Consider the following 16,446-nt stretch of genomic DNA (forward strand, 5'->3'; position numbering starts at 1 on the left):
ACTGCTTCACTCGTCGCTATCAATTCGCGCCGTAGCGGCCAAATCAACGCGCTGCTCCTTTCCTTGACGAGATGAGCCGAGCAGTGCAACGCCCCAGCTCAGTAGCACTGATATCCGGCAAGTTGCCCCTTGCCGTGAAAGGAGTCGTTCGTGACGACGCCTGCCCGTCAAAGCGTTCCACCGGCCGTACCCGGGACCGCCGGGACACGCCAGGCCGGGGAGATCGCAGATGCCTGATATGCGCCGCGGTGCACAATGGGTGGATCGACGCCCGGCACGCGGCAACGGCGCCGTCATCGCAGCCGCCAGGTCTCACTCCACTGATGCCGCGCTGAGGATGCTGGAAGCAGGGGAAACGCCGTGGACGCGGCCGTGGCCTGCGGCCTCGTCGCCGGTGTCGTCGAACCCACCGAGACGACGCTGGGCGGGAGCGGGTTCATGCTCGTCCACGACCCGGTGCGCAGCCGGGACTGGTCCATCGAGTTTCCGGCACGGGCGCCCAAGGGGGCCAGGCCGGACATGTTCACCCTCACCGATCGGCCCGAGGGGACCCGCCTGGTCGCGGTGTCCGCGGTCAAGGACGACGCCAACGTGGAAGGCCCTCTCGCCTGTGGTGTGCCGGCCACGATGGCGGGGCTGCTGGCGGCCCACGAAGAGCTCGGACGGCTGCCCCGCACCCAGGTCTTCGCACCCGCCATCGAAGTGGCCCACCACGGGTTCGTCGTCGACAGTTACCACTCACTCCAGACCCTGGCCGCCCTCCCGGGGCTGCGTGCCCATCCCGACGCCGCGCGTATCTTCCTCACCGAACAGGGTCTGCCGCATGTGCCCGCCCACCATGGCCAGGCGTCGCTGGGCACCGGTCCCCTGCTGCGGCAACCGGACCTCGGCTCGACGCTGGAACGCATCGCCGAGCAAGGACGAGCCGGCCTGTACGAAGGCCCCGTGGCCAAGGCCATCGGCGACGCCTTCGCGGATCTGGGTGGTGTCCTGACCGAGCAGGACCTCGCCTCGTACCGTCCGGTCATCGGGGCACCGCTGCGGTTGCGCTACCGCGACTGGGAGGTGCTGGCACCGGCCTCGCCGTGCGGTGCGTGGACCGAACTGCAAATCCTCGCCCTGCTCGAACATTTCGACCTCGGGAACGCCGGTGCGGACCGCTTGCGCCTGATCGCCGAGGCCGCCCGGCGTGCGTTCGTCGACCGGTACCACTGGCTGGGCGATCCGGATTTCGTACGCGTTCCCCTGCGGACCTTGCTGAGCAGGTCCTACACCGGTGCCCTCGCGGACCGCATCGGTGCGGAGGAGATGACCCCTTGGACGGCTCCGGGCGGGGTCCCGCCGTGGGAGGAATTCGCCGGCCGCGCCGTGCACGATCCCTGGCCGCAGAGCGGCGAGACGCCGCCCCATGCCGTCACATCCTCCGGTGGCACATTGAACTTGGATCATGGCACAACCCACTTCTCGGTCATCGACGCCGACGGAATGACGGTTTCCTGCACTCACACGGCGGCCAACGCCTTCGGCAACAAGATCGTCCCACCGAGTACCGGCCTGCTGTTCGACTCGGCGATGGCGTGGTTCAACGCCTCTCCCGGTGCCGCGAACTCCATCGCCCCGGGCAAACGCCCGCTGGCCAACATGGGCCCGCTCATCGCTCGCCGCATCGACGGTGAGCAGACCATCGCTCTGGGCGCACCCGGCGGCAGGAGGATCATCAGCGCGGTCACCCAGGTGCTGTCCAACGTCGTCGACCGAGGCATGGAGATACAGGAAGCGATCAGCGCGCCCCGCATCGACGCCAGCGGTACCGCGGTACTGGTCTCCGAGCGCGTCGACGACGCCGAACGCGAAGCACTCTCACTCCGGGGCTACACCACGGTGACCGTGCGTGAGGAGCACGAGCCGTTCTCCTACGAACTCGCACGCCCGGTCGCCTGCGCCGCGGACCGGCAGCAACGCACCGCCGCGGCGGATCCGTTCACGATCGCCAGCACCGCAGCGTCGTAGTCCGCGGGCTCCCCTGGCGGCAGTACGTCCGATGGGCGGCAGCGCACGCGGTGCGGCCGGTTCCCGCTCACCCGAATTCAAGGCCGGAGAGAAGAATGTCAGCAACACAAGCGCAAGACGGCACACCGCTGAAACGCATCGCTTTCGCAAGCATGGTCGGCACAGTGATCGAATGGTATGACTTCTTCCTCTTCGTGCTGTGCTCCTCGATCGTCTTTCCCCATATATTCTTCCCGCAGGGCGATTCCGCCAGCGCGACGATCGAGTCGTTCGCCGTTTTCGGCGTGGCCTACGTGGCTCGTCCCGTGGGCGCTGCGGTCTTCGGTCACTACGGTGACAAGCTCGGCCGGAAGACCAGTCTGACGGCAACCCTCGTGCTCATGGGTGGCGCGACGCTGGGCATCGCCGTTCTGCCCACCTACGATTCCCTGGGCCTCGCGGCGCCCGTCATCCTCACCGTCCTCCGTCTGTGCCAGGGTTTCGGGCTCGGCGGGGAGTGGGGCGGGGCGGCGTTGCTGGCAGTCGAGCACGCGCCCCCGGGGAAACGCGGCCTCTACGGCTTGTTCCCCCAACTGGGCAACCCGATCGGGTTCTTCCTCTCCAATGCGGTTCTGCAACTGACGCTGCTCGTCGTGGGGCGTGACGGCTTCGAGCGTGGCGGTTGGCGGGTTGCCTTCCTCATCGGTGGCGCCTTCATCTTCATCGGCCTCTACGTCCGACTGAGGATCATGGATTCCCAGGTCTTCATCGCCTCCAAGGCCCGCGGCAAAGGCCACGGCTCCTTCCCCCTCGGAGCGCTGTTGCGCAACCACTGGAAGGTGCTGGTGCTGAGCATCGTGATGCAAGCACCATTCGCCGTCGGCTCCTACGGGTTGAACTCGTACTTCGGCACCTACGTCACGGACACGCTCGGCAAGCCCGCTTCCTGGGTGTTGATGGCCGGCATGGTGGGCTCGCTGTTGAGCATCCCCACCTACATCGCCTTCAGCATGCTGTCCGACAAGATCGGGCGGAAACCGGTGTACGCCATCGGTGGTTTCGGCTGGCTCATCCTGGCGTTGCCGTTCTACTGGCTCATTTCGACCGGTTCGCTGATCGGTGTCATCGTCGCGGTGGCGCTCGGCTGGAGCATCTGCCACGCGGCCAGTTTCGCGGTGCAGTCCAGCTACCTCGCCGAACTCTTCCCCACCGAGGTGCGCTACAGCGGTGCCTCCATGAGTTACCAGATGTCCTCGGTCCTGTTCGGAGCCCCGGCAGGAGCCATCGCCGCGGCCCTGTACGCGAATACCGGATCGATCTACAGCGTGTCGATCTACGTCATCGTCGGCTGCGCGGTCGGTTTGATCGCCCTTACCCAGGTCCGAGAAACGTTCCGAACGTCCCTGGACCACCCCTCGGAACCCGCTCAGGCATCCGCCACATCCCGGGCAGCCTCCCACGCACCGCTCGACGCCGGATGACCGGGCCCGGTACATCCACGGATGTGCCGACGCACGGCAGGCGTCGTCCCCGGTGATACTGCGATGCGGCGGTATCACCGGGGACGATGCGGTGTTCGGACTGTCTCTCGCCGTGGGTGACCGTCGGTCAGTCGACAGGGGCGGCGAAGGGACGACGACTCGCGAGGTTCGGAAGTGCCTGTCGGGCCCAGTCCTGGTGGTCGAAGTCCAGATCGGCCACTACAAGGCCAACCGTGTCGTTCGCCTGTGCCAGGACCAGGCCCCACGGATCGCAGATCATCGACCGCCCTCCGGAACTCCTCCCCCAGTCGTGCGCGCCGACTTGTGAACATCCCAGCATGAACGCCTGGTTCTCGATCGCGCGGGCGCGCAGCAGGGTCGGCCAATGGTCACGGGTCGTGCTTTCGGGGAACGCCGCCACCTTGACGAGTATCCGGGCGTGCCCGGCGAGGGCCCGGTAGAGCTCAGGGAAACGGATGTCGTAGCAGACGCTCAATCCCACCGTGGTGCCGTCCTGCGCCGTAGTCACCACCGCCTGGTCTCCGTGGTCGAAGAGCGCGGACTCCCGCGTCTCGGCACCGGGAATGGTCGCGTCGAACAGATGGATCTTGCGGTAGACGGCGCGGAGGTCACCACGCGGATCGACGTGGACCGAGGTGTTGTACAGCCCCTGACCATCCGGACGGCGCTCGACGAAGGAACCGGAGATGAGGTCGATCCCGAGTTCCGCGGCGAGCTCCCGGGCCCAGCTCACGGTGGGCCCGTCGAGGGGTTCCCGCGCTTGTCGCATGACGTCCGGTGGACCGTACACTCCGAAGAACTCCGGCAGCGCGACCAGTCGGGCGCCTCGGTCGGCAGCCTCCCGCACCATCCGTCCGGCATTGGCGAGATTCGACCGTCGGTCCCCGCTCGCATTCATCTGGATCAGTGCGACCCTCATCGTTGCTCCTCCCTTTCGAACTTTCGGCGACCACTCATTGGCGTGCGGAACGGGTACTTGGAGTACATAGGGCGCGTCGAGTACGTGCGTCGGTGAGGCATGACGATGAGCTTCTGCTCGAGGAACTCCTCAATCCCCTGCCGGCCGCCCTCGCGTCCGAGTCCGGATTGCTTGATCCCGGCCGAACGGCGTCGCCGGGTTCGAGACCACGCCCGCGTTGAGTCCCCCCATGCCGACCTCGAGCGCCTCCGAAATGGCGAACGCCCGGTCCACGTCCTGGGCGAAGACGTAGCCGACGAGCCCCCATTCCGTGTCATTGGCCCGGCGGACGGCCTCATCGACGTCGCTGAAGGTCTGGACGGCCGCGACCGGCCCGAAGATTCGGTGCCGCACAGCTCGCTGTCGGGCCGCACGTCGACCAGGACGGTGGGGTTGAAGAAGTACCCCGGTGTGTTCACAGGGGTACCGCCGACGACGCAGCGTGCTCCTCGACCGACGGCGTCGTCGACGAGCGCACTCACCTTCGCCAGACTCGGCGCGTCGATCAGTGGCCCCACCTGGGTCGCGGGTTCGAGCCCAGGGCCGACGACGAGGGCCCCCATGCGTTCCGCGAGCTTGCGCGCGAAGTCCTTGGCCACCGACTCGTGGACGAAGAAGCGGTTCGCCGCGGTACAGGCTTCCCCCATGTTGCGTGTCTTGGCGGCCAACGCCCCCTCGACCGCGCGATCGAGGTCGGCGTCGTCGAGGACGGTGAACGGTGCGTTCCCGCCGAGCTCCATCGAGGTCTTCACCACGGCGGACCCGGCCTGTTCCAGCAGCAGCCGACCGACCGCGGTGGAGCCGGTGAACGACAGCTTGCGGATGTCTCCGCCTTTGAGTATCGGCTCGACGAGATCTCCTGCTCGCATCGTGGTGACCACGTTGAGGACGCCGTCGGGCAGGCCTGCCTCGACGAGAATTGCCGCGAGTGCCAGGCTGGACAGCAGCGTCTGCGGCGCTGGTTTCAGCACCATACCGACGGGCTGAGCGAGCACCATGGCGCGCGACGCCCCGTCGGGGGTGTGTCCGAAGTGGCCGTCGAGCCGCACCGCCTCCCCGGAGAACCACCGGAAGAACTCGGCGGCATACCGGACCTCACCGCGTGCCTCGTCGCGCGGCTTGCCCATCTCGAGTGTCATGATCGTCGCAAGCCGCTCGATGTCGCTAAGGATCGCTTCATAAGCCCGGCGGAGGATGTCGCCGCGCCCAGTCGGCTTGCGCGGCCACGGCGGCGGCGACGGCTTGGCCGTCCGCCGGAGTCGCGTCGGCGACGGTGCACGGTCTTGCCCGTCGCCGGGTCCACAACGTCGGCGCGGTCGCCGTCGGACGCTTCGGTCCAGCGACCCGCGGTGAAGAGCTGAGTGCGGACGGGCTCAAGGCCATCCTGGGGCTGGTCGGTGCTGGTCAAGGTGTGTCCTCTTCGCTGGGGTGCATCAGGTTGGAGCCCATCGCTGCGTCGATGACCTCGGCGAGATGCCGGGCAGGCGGGCCGCCGTCCTGTAGATGAGCGATCTGGGTCTGGCAGCTGAAGCCGTCGGCGACGATCCCGGCGACGACCGGGGTGTCCGTGGGCGTCCGGCGCAGGGCGGGTGTCAGGGCCGGCTCGGCGACCGCCATCGAAACGTCGTGGTGACCTCGCTCGACATTGAAGTGCCCCGCGAGTGCGCAGCACGTCTAGGCCTGGTCCACGGACAAGCTCCCGAGCCGGGCGAGGACCCGACGCCGTGTTCCGTCTCCGAAGACGGCGTACTCGTGGCAGTGCGTCTGGCGGGTGGCCGCACGTGTGCTGGCTGGTGGTGCCCAGCCGTTGTCGAGCTGATAATGGAGCGTTTCGGCGAAGGTAGGCACGCAGTCGGCGACTTGCCAAGCCTCCGGGGTTCCCAGGAGTTCGCGAGCGTCTCGGCTCGATGCCGCGGAACAGCTCGGTTCGAGCACCACGATCAGTTGTGCTCCGGTGCGCGAGAGGCGCGCGACCGTTCTGCGCAGCACTCGTCGCGCCACCGAAAGCTGACGAAAGCCACTCCGGACGGCGTGATGCGGTAGTTCGACGCGTTGTAGGCGTACAACACCCTCATGCCGAGCGAGGTGTCGATCCGGTCTCCTTCGGCTTCGGTGGGGGCGGGGCCCCGGACCCGCGAGGGCCCGGGGCCGGTATCGCGGCCATCGGCGGATCAGTTGCCGCTTCGGGTGAACAACTGGACCACCCGGCGCAGGGCCGACTGGCGGGCCGCCCGGTAGGCGAACTCCCGGCCCAGCTTCGTGCTCATCACGCGGTCGGGCAGTCCGCGGTGCGAACTGGTACGGCCGGGCGCCGCTGTGTTCGATGGGCGACCGACGAGGTCGTCGAGCACGACCTTCGCCGCGTTGTGGCCGTTGGCGCCCATCACGCCGCCACCGGGATGTGTGCCGGATCCGCAGAGGTAGTAGCCCTTCACCGGGGTGCGGTAGTCGGCGAGTTCCGGTGCGGGGCGGTTGCCGAAGAGCTGCTCGAGAAACATGGCCCCGTGGAAGATGTTGCCGCCCGTCAGCCCGTAGTCACGTTCAAGGTCGAGCGGTGTGATCACAACGCGGTCCAGGATGTGCTCGCGCAGGTTGGGCGCGTAGCGGAACAAGTTCTCCAGCACCGCATCGGCGAACTTGTCGCGCGCATCGTCCCAGGTGGTACCGGTGAGCTCGAACGGCAGCTGTTGCACTCCCAGGGTCATGGTATGCAGGCCTTCCGGCGCCAGCCCGGGATCGGTCGTGGACTGGATCATGGCCTCGATGACGTATTCCTCCGGCAGCACACCGCGGCGCTGCGCCTCCCAGGCTCGCTCGAAGTTCTCGACCGACGCGCCCATGATCTGCTGCGCTTCGTGCTGCGGCCCCCTGCCCGGCTCGAACCCGACGTAGGCCGGCAGCTCGTCGATCAACAGGTGGATGCGGGCCATCGAGCCGCGGTTGTCGTACTCGCGTATCGCCTTCTCGAGGCCCGGCTTGATCGTCCCCTTCGGCAGGAGGGAGAGCATGGAGCGAGCCGGATCGGCGTTCGACAGCACGACCGGCGCCAGAATCTCCTCACCCGTCGCGAGGCGAACGCCCCGGGCACGGCCACCGGACACGAGGACCTCGTCGACCGGGGCGTTCAGGCGGATCTCCGCGCCGTGGGCCTCCGCGGCCCGCGCCATGGCCTGGGTGATGCCACCCATGCCGCCCTTGACCAGACCCCACTGGCCGAGGTGCCCGTTGAACTCGCCGACGGAGTGGTGACCGTAAACGTAACCGGTGCCCGGCGTCGAAGGGCCGCCCCAGACCGAGATCATTCCGAAGAAGGTGAACAGGCCCTTGATGTGCTCGGACTCGAAGTAGCGGTCCAGCAGGTCCTTGGTGGAGGACAGCACGAATTCGTCGAACAGGTCCTCGCAGCCGGTCTCTTCGAAGGCCCGCAGAACCTCGGAGCGGCTGGTCGGCGGCCGCATGAGGAAGGGCGTGATGATCGAGGCGAACTGCTTGACCCGCAGGCCGAAGTCCAGGAACGACTTCGCGTCGGCCTTCGAGAACTTCTCCAGCTCCTTGAGAGTGCGGTCGATGTCCTTCCACATGAACATGTGGCTGCCGTCCTCGAAGATGACGACCTCCATGGCCTCGGTCTGGTACATCTCCAGCCCGTGCCGCTCGAGTTCGAGATCATGGATGATCTCAGGCCGGAGCAGACCCTGGATGAAGGCGCACGACGACCAGTGCGAACCCGGAATGAGTTGCTCGGTCGTACACGCCCCACCCACGACGTCGCGGGCTTCGACCACAAGCACCCGGCGCCCGGCACGGGCGAGGTAGTTGGCGGAGATCAGGCCGTTGTGACCGGCTCCGATGACGATGGCGTCGTACCGCGGTGACATGGCTACTGACCTCCCAGGATCGGGACGACGAAGGACGAGCGGACGGACGTGGGGTCGACGAGCTCGTCGAAGCCGGACATGACCGGGCGCAGCGACGGGTCGTTGTCGCGTACGCGCACCCACGTCTCCCAGTCGCTGACCTCCATCACCTCGACGATGTCGGCGCCGAGCTCGGCAGCGGCCGCGCCGCCCACGCGGTAGGCGTCGAAGCGCCGCACCACATCGGGATGGGCGAGGCACAGCGGCTGGTCGATCGTGGCGGAGAACTCCGCGAAGCGGCCGGGTGAGATGCCGGGCCGCATGCGGAACATGTTGACGACGAGGGTTCGACCGTCAGGAGCGTGGTGGGTCATCGGAATCCTTAAGGGGATGCGGAGAGTGGAACTGTCAGCCCTCGGCGAGGTTGACCATCACATGCTTGATCTCGGTGTATTCCTCGAGCGCGTACATGGACATGTCGTTGCCGTGTCCCGATTGTTTGAAGCCGCCGTGCGGCATCTCCGAGACGATCGGCAGGTGTTCGTTGATCCAGACCGTGCCGAACTGCAGTCGCCTGGCCGCCCGCATCGAGCGGGACACGCTGGAGGTGAACACGGAGGCGGCGAGCCCGTACTCAACGTCGTTCGCCCAGGCGAACGCCTGGTCCTCGTCGGCGACGGGCGTGGTCGTCACGACCGGTCCGAACACCTCCTTCTGCACGATCTCGCCCCGTTGCGGCGCGCCCACAAGGAGCGAGGGCTTGTACCAGAAGCCGGGCCCGTCAGCCGGCCCGCCGACGACGAGGTCGCCGTCCCCTGCCTCGACGGCACGATCGACGAAACCGGCCACGCGGTCCCGGTGGGCCTGCGAAATCACCGGTCCCATCTCGGTGGTCGGCAGTCGCGGGTCGCCCATCGTCACGCATCCGACCGCCTTCGCCAGCTCCGCGGCGAAGTCGTCGTGGATCGACGCGGCCACGTACACCCTTGATGCGGCCATACAGTCCTGACCGGAGTTGCCGTAGCCGCCTTCGCAGATCTTGCGGATCGCGAGGTCGATGTCGGCGTCCTCGAACACCAGGACCGGTGCCTTGCCGCCCAGTTCGAGGTGGAGGCGCTTGAGGTTCCCGCTCGCGGCGACGGCGACGCGCTTGCCGGTGGCGGTGTCCCCGGTGAGGGACGTCATGCGCACGCGGGGGTGCTGGGTGATGGCCTCGCCCACGGTGTCGCCGTGCCCGGTCACGACATTGAGGACACCCTCGGGGAACAGGTCCGCGGCCAGCTCCGCGAGCTTCAGCGCGGTCAGCGGCGTCTGTTCGCTGGGCTTGAGCACCAGGGTGTTGCCGGTCATCAGAGCCGGCCCGATCTTCCACGCGGCCATGACCAGAGGGAAGTTCCACGGCGCCACGCTGCCCACGACCCCGAGCGGGTCGCGGCGGATGAAGCTGGTGTGGGTGCGGGAATACTCGCCGGCGGCCTTGCCTTCGAGGACACGGGCGGCACCCGCGAAGAAGCGGAAGTTGTCGACCGCGAAGCCCACCTCTTCCCGGGCGATGTGCAGCGGCTTGCCCACGTTGGCCGACTCCAGGGACGCGACCTCCTCGGCGTGCTCCTCGACCCGGTCGGCGAGCCGCAGCAGAGCCCTGGCCCGGTCGGCAGGCGGCGTCTCGGCCCAGTCCCAGAACGCCGCGTCCGCGGCGGCCACCGCGCGGTCGACGTCCTCCTTCCCGCCCAACGGGACGCGGGCGATCGGCTCGCCTGTGGCCGGGTTCAGGACGTCTTCGGTCACCCCGGACGCGGACGGGACGGCTTCGCCGGCGATGAACATCGGCAGGTTGCTGATCATCAGGGGTTCCTCACAAGGAGAGCTCGGGCAGGGACAGGACCTCGTCCAACGCGTCGACGTAAAGATCGACGTGCTCGCGGCGGAAGGTCATGGGGGCTTGATCTTGAGGACGTTGTCGTGGACACCATTCGGGAACACCACGACCCCACGCTCCTTCGTCAGCTCCGTCACGCGGAATGCCTCGCGGGTGGCCGGTTCCTTCGTAGCGCGGTCGCGGACGAGCTCCACACCGAGGTAAAGCCCCTGGGCGCGGACATCACCGATGATCGGTTGCCGCTGCTGGAGCCGGCGCAGGCTTGTCGCGAAGTAGCCGCCGACGTCCTGGGCGCGGGCACGGAGACCGTCGCGTTCAACGATGTCGAGCACGGCCTCGCCGATCGCGCATGACACCGGGTTGCCGCCGAAGGTGTTGAAGTACTTCATTCCGGTGTCGAAGGCGTCGGCGATCGCGCGCGTGGTCACCACGGCTGCCAGGGGATGGCCGTTGCCCAGCGGCTTGCCCATCGTGACGATGTCGGGGACGACACTCTGTAGCTCGAAACCCCACCAGGGTCCGAGGCGGCCGACGCCCACCTGCACCTCATCGGAGATGCACAGCGCGCCGGCTCGCCGGGCCGCGGCGAAGGCGCCGGCCAGGTAGCCGTCGGGGAAGACGATGTTGCCCGCCGTTCCCATCAGCGACTCGGCGATGAACGCGGCCGGTCGACGGCCGTCCGCGTCGATGCGCTCGATCACACGGGCCGCGTCGCGCGCGTATTTCGCTCCGGCCTCGGGATCGTCGTAGCCGTAGGCCCCGCGGTAGCGATCGGGGATGCAGACCTCGTGCGTGGTCGGCGGGGCGCCCTGGCCGCCGGGGCCTTTGTATCGATTGGGGCTGATGCCGGTCACGACCCCGGTGTTGCCGTGGTAGGCGCCGTCGATGTTGACCACATGTCGGCGCCCCGTGACCTGACGGGCGATCCGCAACGCCAGGTCGTTCGCCTCGCTGCCCGAGCAGACCAGGAAGACGACCTCCAGCGGGTCGGGCAGGGTCGCGACCAGTTTCTCGGCATAGGTGACGATCTGCGGGTAGACGAACCGGCTGTTGGTGTTGAGTTTGCGCATCTGCCGCGCCGCCGCCGCGGTGATCCGCGGCTCGGCGTGGCCGACGTGTGTCACGTTGTTCAACGAGTCGAGATAGCCCAGACCGTCCTCGTCGTAGAACCACACATCGCGGCCGCGTACGAGGTTCATCGGCCGCGCGTAGTAATTGCGCTGCGACCGGGCGATCCGGCGTGCACGGATCGTGACCACGTCGTCGACCGTGAGTTCCGGCTCCTCGCCGGGCTCGCGGCCAAGGGCGGGCGCGGGATCGGACGAGAGCTGTCGCCACGTCGCACGCTCCGAGGGACGGATACGACGCGGCGGCGGCCAGACGGCGATCTCCGCGGAGTGAATGAGTTGCACCTGCACTCCCGACCCGATTCCGGCCTCGACGTCGCCCGCGCACACCTCCCCGATGACCTCACCGGCCGCCACGACGTCACCCACTTCGTGGCTGGAGCCGAGGTGCCACCAGCAGGTGAAAACGTCGGCGCCCTCGGCGGCGTGGCGCAGCACGAAAGGCAGATCGTCCGCCGGGGCGACCTCGACGACTCCCCGCAGCGGAGTGCGGACCTCCGTACCCGGAGCGAGCAGCACCGTGGTGCCGAGCCGGACAGTGGCCGGCTCACGTCGGCCAGGGGCACGCTGCGCCGACCACATCAGCGAGGACTCGAGATGGCCGAGCACCCCGGCTTGACCACCCATCCGGTCGCGCACGGCCGCCCGGACGACATCGTGGTCATTCCAGTCGATGTCGTCGTAGAGGTCACCCACCGGTCGCGCGTCGATGTGCACCGTGTGCGGGAACAGCGCGCTGATCTCCGTCGCGAATTCGTCGACACGGGCGGTGCCCTGAAGCGGCGGCAACGAGCACGCTGCACGAAAGGCCGCCTCCGCAAAGCCGGGTGGCGTCTGCGCGATGCGACGGATCGTGGGCCAGGTGTGCATCATGCGGGTCCGTCCATATTCGGAACCCGACTCGGCGATACGCCGATTCCACGTCACAGCGTTCATACACAGGCGCGCGGCGGCCAATGGATAGACCGCGGATAGCTCTTGAGCCGTCAACGGAAGCACCGAGTGGAAGCCGGCCACCACCTCCGCGGCGGCAACGAGCGGGTCATCCTTGCGCACCATCGCATAACCCGCGGCGATGGCCACTTCAGCGGCACGCACGCTGAACATGGAGTCCCCGACATCGACGATGCCGCTGATGTGCAGCACTCCGTCCTCATCGGTATCGGCGAGGATGTTGGCGTCGTTGAGGTCCTGGTGGACCACGCTGTGCGGCAGAGTCTTCAGAAGCGGGCTGATGTGGCCGTACCAGGACATGATCCGCCGCACGTGTGCCACATCGGCCTGGTCCTGGACAAAGGCCAGTGAGTTGTCCACGACCTCCTGGGCACGGCGCATGTCCCAGTCGTGCGTGGCCAGTCCCGCCGGCTCGTCCATGCCCGACAGTCCGAGGCTCAGCCGCCCGGCCATCGCGCCCAGCTCGTGCAGGAGGTGGGTGGGGTGCTCGTCGATGTCGGCCATCACCCGCCCCGGGAGCCAGGTCATCACCCGCACCACGAACGGCCGCCCGCCATACTCCAGGGTGGCCTGGGGCCCGCCCGTCGTAGTGGGCACGAGATGTGGGACCGGGAGCTCGGGGACGGTGGCCGCCAGGTGCCGCAGCATCGAGTTCTGCCAGGCGATGTCGACCGAATTCGGTTCGGTGTGCGTCACCCGCACGAAGTGCGGCTTCCCGGACTCGTCGACGACCTTGACGTTCTGGTCGACCTCTCCCCCGAGCTGTTCCTGGGCGGTGCAGATCAAATCGAAATGGCGCTCCAGCACCTCACCCAGAACCGGTGCCGGAAGTCTGGGGGCGACGACCGGACCGTTCTGCCAGTCGGCGTCTGACGTGGTGGTCGAAGTCATCTTCAGGCTGCTCGCTCTCGCTCTCGAAGTCCTGCCGGGACATGACGGTCAGAAAGACACATGTGCGCACTGGCGCCGCCGTCGATCCAACGCCGCGACGCCGCAGAACCCAATGGGCACACGTCCGAGGATCGCCGGGATTTTTGTGCACCGTGCACATCGACGGCGGCCCGCCGCCCGCCCTGGTACCGCCGTTACGAGCGCTCATCATTGGTCACCGACTCCGGTCAGCAGGCGTTCATACAGCCGTGGGGCGCACCACCGAGCGACCAGTCCCCATACCGCTCCGCCCAGCAACGACAGGAACACCAGACCGACAAGAAGCACAGCGAGCCATCCGCTGGTACCCAGGAGCACGTCGACACCTGTCAGCGCGAAGTAGAGGAACGGCAGGAGGCCCGCGATGCCGAGGAGCGGGGCGACCACCGTGTTCCAGACGCGTTTGTCGAAGTTGTTCCTGCGAAAGAAGACGAAGATCGCAACACTGGCGACGAACTGCAACAGGATGATGCCCATCGCCCCGATGCCTGTCATCCAGGTGAAGAGGCTGCGGTACGGGTCGAATCCGGCGATGACGAAGATCGCTACGACGATACCGACCATGACCGTCTGGACCATACATGCCACATAGGGCGAATTCTTCCTCAGGTGGCAGCGACCGAGGGCAGCCGGAAGCGCGCCCTGCCGACCGAGAGAAAAGAGGTAACGAGCGACGTTGTTATGGAAGGTGACGATCGCGGCGAACATGCTCGTGATAATCAGGACCCGGATCGTCTCCGTCAGATAACCGCCCCCCATGACGGAATCACTGACCGCGAACACCAGGTCACCGGACTCCTTTTTCGCCACGCCAACGGCATTGCCGACACCGAGGGCATTGACAATGAGCCATGCCGTGATCGCATAGAACACGCCCATGAAGATGACGGCGATATACGTCGCACGAGGCACGGTGCGCCTCGGATTGCGGGCCTCCTCACCGTAGATGGCACTGCCCTCGAATCCGATGAACGACGCGTGGGCGAACATCAAGGCGACGCCGATCGCCCCCGGCGAAAACGGTCGAGGGCGCGAACGGCTCGAACGAGAGGGAGGCGACAGGAACCTTGGGGTGGAAGAGGATCGCGGCGTTGAGCACCACGATGACCCCTGTTTCCAAGGTCAGCAGCACCCCGAGCACACGCGCCCCGGAATGGATGCTGTTGACGCCAAGGGCAAAACACGCAAGGAGCGCCAGAAGGGTATAGACCCACCACGGTGCTTCAATACCGATCCACTCGACTACGAGTTCCCGGGAGTAATAGCCGATCCCGCCGTACAGGCCCAACTGGATCGCGTTGTAGCCGAAGATCGCCAGAGCTGCGGCCTCCAGGCCCATCGGCCGCCCCAGCCCCAAGGTGATATAGGAATAGAAAGCCCCGGCATTCGTCACGTGACGGCTCATGGCGACATAGCCGACGGAGAACACCAGCAGCACGAGCGCGACCGCTATGAACGCACCCGCGATCCCGACGCCATTGCCATCCCCCATGATGACCGGGAAAAGGGCGACCACCACGGTCAGCGGTGCGGCGGCGGCGATGATGAAGAACACGATGCCACCGACACCGACACTGTCCTTCTTCAGGCCGACAGTGGCCGGATCGGCGGATTCGTGGCTCGGCGCGGCCGCGCCAGCCGGAGAGAATGCGGTCATATCGGCACCAACTTCCTCTGTGCGGGTGTCGTCAGTGAAACACCGGCGCAGAAACCTCCACAATGGATCCAACGCCACCTCCCCACCCCTCTAGACTGTGCACGTGCACAGTTTTCTCCTCCGTGTTTCCGTCGCGTATCGGCGTCGCGACGACGCGGCCCTGTGCATGACGGTGCCGTGTACCGAAGATCCACGCCGCCCGGGAGGACGCCATGCGCAAACCGAACAGCGGCACCGACGGGCACACCGAAGCCGTCCGCTCCATCGCCCGCATGCTGCTCGACGAACGCCTCGACGAGCTCGCGACCACGGCCCAGGCCCGGCTGGACCGCGAGGAGCCCGCCTACGCCGCAATGGCCGCCGAACCCGGTGTGAAGCTCGCCGGCATGCGCAGGACACTGGAACTCGCCCTCGCCCGGCTCGCTGGCGGCCCGATCCCCGACGATGTCGCACGAGCCACCGCTGACGTGGGGCGTCAGCGAGCCGAGCAAGGATTCCCACTCCCCGCTCTGATGCATTCGTTCCAGCTCGATCTGCGCAACCTGTGGGAAGCGATCGTCGCCGAGGGACGCAAGAGGAACCTCACCGACGACCCGGGATTCCTCGATGGGCTGCTTCTCGTCTGGGAGGCCACCGACACGAACAGCGTCGAGGTGGTCGAGGCCTACCACCGCACGGAACGCGATCTCGCGAGCCACCGCAGCGAGGTGCGCAGTCGTGCCTTCGAGCGCCTGGTGCTCGAAGGTGAGCAGGACGCAGCCATCGTCGCCGACGCTTCCGCGAAGCTCGGCATCCCTTCCGACGCACCGTTGATCGTCGTCGTAGCCGAAGGCGTCCCCACCCGGAACCGTGACCTCACCGAGTGCCGCAACGCCCTGCAACGAGCCGGCCTGCCATTCCACCTGGGCTACCTCGGTGACGAACTGCTCGGCGTGGTCAACCTCGGACGCCGCTCACGCGAAGCGGTGCATGCCCTGCTGGAGCCGCTCGGCGCCTGGAGGTGCGGCACCGCCGACATCGACGGACTCGCCGACGCCCCTCGCGGAGTGCGTCTCGCGCGTGCGGCGATCCGCAGCGACGCCGGTCCGGGGCTCCGCCCGATCCGAGCACACTGGATCGGCGCGATCATGTCCAGCAACGAGGAGCTCACCGGTCTCATGGCCGGGGAGGTGCTCGCACCGCTGATGGAGCTGCGCGAGCACGACAGCTTGATCGAGACATTGCACAGCTACCTCGAACTCGGCTCCATCGCCGAAGTCGCACAGCAGACGTTCCGCCATCGCAACACGGTGCGCAACCGCCTGCAGACGATCGAGAACGCCACCGGGCTGGACCTCTCCATCCCCGCCGACGCGGCGCTGCTCACGATGGCGACGAAATGGCTCAGGTCCACCGCCGGTCAATCCTTCTGCCGACGGCACGCCGCCACACCTTGAGAAACGATAGTTCGAGGCGAAGAGCATCCGAATCGATGGGACGACCGCAGGGGCCTACGGTTGACGACGGCGCACAGCGGCGCGGGGGGCGTGACCTCGCCTGACCTCGGACTGGATGCATAACACCTCGTTGGCTCGCTGAAGAACACCCCACTTC

The 16,446-nt window shown here is 67.2% G+C and carries 11 protein-coding genes and 1 pseudogene; 3 read left to right on the forward strand and 9 right to left on the reverse strand.

Annotated features, from left to right (window positions below; all coding sequences use genetic code 11):
- Positions 1-360: 360 nt before the first annotated feature.
- The gene (locus BLV72_RS03445) at positions 361-2,010 is read left to right on the forward strand and encodes a gamma-glutamyltransferase family protein (protein ID WP_093460203.1); all 1,650 of its coding nucleotides are present in this window, start codon (positions 361-363) and stop codon (positions 2,008-2,010) included.
- 95 nt (positions 2,011-2,105) lie between these two features.
- Positions 2,106-3,470 carry an MFS transporter gene (locus BLV72_RS03450; RefSeq protein WP_093460204.1) on the forward strand — a complete coding sequence of 455 codons (1,365 nt, stop codon included), beginning with the start codon at positions 2,106-2,108 and terminating at the stop codon, positions 3,468-3,470.
- Positions 3,471-3,597: 127 nt separating this feature from the next.
- On the opposite strand, the gene BLV72_RS03455 is transcribed toward BLV72_RS03450, so the two are convergent.
- The 9 genes and pseudogenes from BLV72_RS03455 to BLV72_RS03495 form a co-directional block, all read right to left on the reverse strand.
- Positions 3,598-4,410: a carbon-nitrogen hydrolase family protein gene (locus tag BLV72_RS03455; protein ID WP_093460205.1), complete on the reverse strand. Its 813-nt coding sequence runs from the start codon at positions 4,408-4,410 to the stop codon at positions 3,598-3,600.
- An 89-nt stretch (positions 4,411-4,499) separates the two neighbouring features.
- A pseudogene (locus tag BLV72_RS03460) lies at positions 4,500-5,857 on the reverse strand (NAD-dependent succinate-semialdehyde dehydrogenase); the annotation flags it as partial.
- The gene (locus tag BLV72_RS03465; RefSeq protein WP_093460206.1) at positions 5,854-6,066 is read right to left on the reverse strand and encodes a hypothetical protein; all 213 of its coding nucleotides are present in this window, start codon (positions 6,064-6,066) and stop codon (positions 5,854-5,856) included. The gene BLV72_RS03465 and the pseudogene BLV72_RS03460, both read right to left, overlap by 4 nt.
- Before the next feature lie 554 nt (positions 6,067-6,620).
- Complete coding sequence (locus BLV72_RS03470; RefSeq protein WP_093460207.1) at positions 6,621-8,327, reverse strand: phytoene desaturase family protein; 1,707 nt, start codon at positions 8,325-8,327, stop codon at positions 6,621-6,623.
- A 2-nt stretch (positions 8,328-8,329) separates the two neighbouring features.
- Positions 8,330-8,680: a hypothetical protein gene (locus BLV72_RS03475; RefSeq protein ID WP_093460208.1), complete on the reverse strand. Its 351-nt coding sequence runs from the start codon at positions 8,678-8,680 to the stop codon at positions 8,330-8,332.
- Positions 8,681-8,714: 34 nt separating this feature from the next.
- On the reverse strand, positions 8,715-10,151 hold the full coding sequence (locus BLV72_RS03480; RefSeq protein WP_208905515.1) for a gamma-aminobutyraldehyde dehydrogenase: 1,437 nt from the start codon (positions 10,149-10,151) through the stop codon (positions 8,715-8,717).
- Between the two features lie 87 nt (positions 10,152-10,238).
- A complete protein-coding gene (locus BLV72_RS03485) occupies positions 10,239-13,157 on the reverse strand; it encodes an aminotransferase class III-fold pyridoxal phosphate-dependent enzyme (protein ID WP_244320628.1) in 2,919 nt (972 codons plus the stop codon).
- A 207-nt stretch (positions 13,158-13,364) separates the two neighbouring features.
- Positions 13,365-14,186, reverse strand: a complete 822-nt coding sequence (locus tag BLV72_RS03490; RefSeq protein ID WP_093460209.1) for an APC family permease — start codon at positions 14,184-14,186, stop codon at positions 13,365-13,367.
- Positions 14,134-14,853 (reverse strand): APC family permease, encoded by a 720-nt coding sequence (locus BLV72_RS03495; RefSeq protein ID WP_093460210.1) that lies wholly within the window; start codon positions 14,851-14,853, stop codon positions 14,134-14,136. The genes BLV72_RS03490 and BLV72_RS03495 overlap by 53 nt, the downstream gene beginning before the upstream one ends.
- 212 nt (positions 14,854-15,065) lie before the next feature.
- Between BLV72_RS03495 and BLV72_RS03500 the strand changes: the two genes are divergently transcribed.
- Entirely contained in the window at positions 15,066-16,289 is a 1,224-nt protein-coding gene (locus BLV72_RS03500; RefSeq protein ID WP_093460211.1) for a PucR family transcriptional regulator, read from the forward strand.
- Positions 16,290-16,446 lie beyond the last annotated feature (157 nt).

Source organism: Streptomyces melanosporofaciens (genome assembly GCF_900105695.1).
GTDB classification, from domain to species: Bacteria; Actinomycetota; Actinomycetes; order Streptomycetales; family Streptomycetaceae; genus Streptomyces; species Streptomyces antimycoticus.

Excerpts from the sequence above, each read along its gene's own strand:
- BLV72_RS03450 (WP_093460204.1), top strand. The coding sequence starts at position 2,106 with ATGTCAGCAACACAAGCGCAAGACGGCACACCGCTGAAACGCATCGCT.
- BLV72_RS03455 (WP_093460205.1), bottom strand. The coding sequence starts at position 4,410 with ATGAGGGTCGCACTGATCCAGATGAATGCGAGCGGGGACCGACGGTCG.
- BLV72_RS03465 (WP_093460206.1), bottom strand. The coding sequence starts at position 6,066 with ATGGCGGTCGCCGAGCCGGCCCTGACACCCGCCCTGCGCCGGACGCCC.
- BLV72_RS03470 (WP_093460207.1), bottom strand. The coding sequence starts at position 8,327 with ATGTCACCGCGGTACGACGCCATCGTCATCGGAGCCGGTCACAACGGC.
- BLV72_RS03475 (WP_093460208.1), bottom strand. The coding sequence starts at position 8,680 with ATGACCCACCACGCTCCTGACGGTCGAACCCTCGTCGTCAACATGTTC.
- BLV72_RS03480 (WP_208905515.1), bottom strand. The coding sequence starts at position 10,151 with ATGATCAGCAACCTGCCGATGTTCATCGCCGGCGAAGCCGTCCCGTCC.
- BLV72_RS03485 (WP_244320628.1), bottom strand. The coding sequence starts at position 13,157 with ATGACTTCGACCACCACGTCAGACGCCGACTGGCAGAACGGTCCGGTC.
- BLV72_RS03490 (WP_093460209.1), bottom strand. The coding sequence starts at position 14,186 with ATGTTCGCCCACGCGTCGTTCATCGGATTCGAGGGCAGTGCCATCTAC.
- BLV72_RS03495 (WP_093460210.1), bottom strand. The coding sequence starts at position 14,853 with ATGACCGCATTCTCTCCGGCTGGCGCGGCCGCGCCGAGCCACGAATCC.
- BLV72_RS03500 (WP_093460211.1), top strand. The coding sequence starts at position 15,066 with ATGCGCAAACCGAACAGCGGCACCGACGGGCACACCGAAGCCGTCCGC.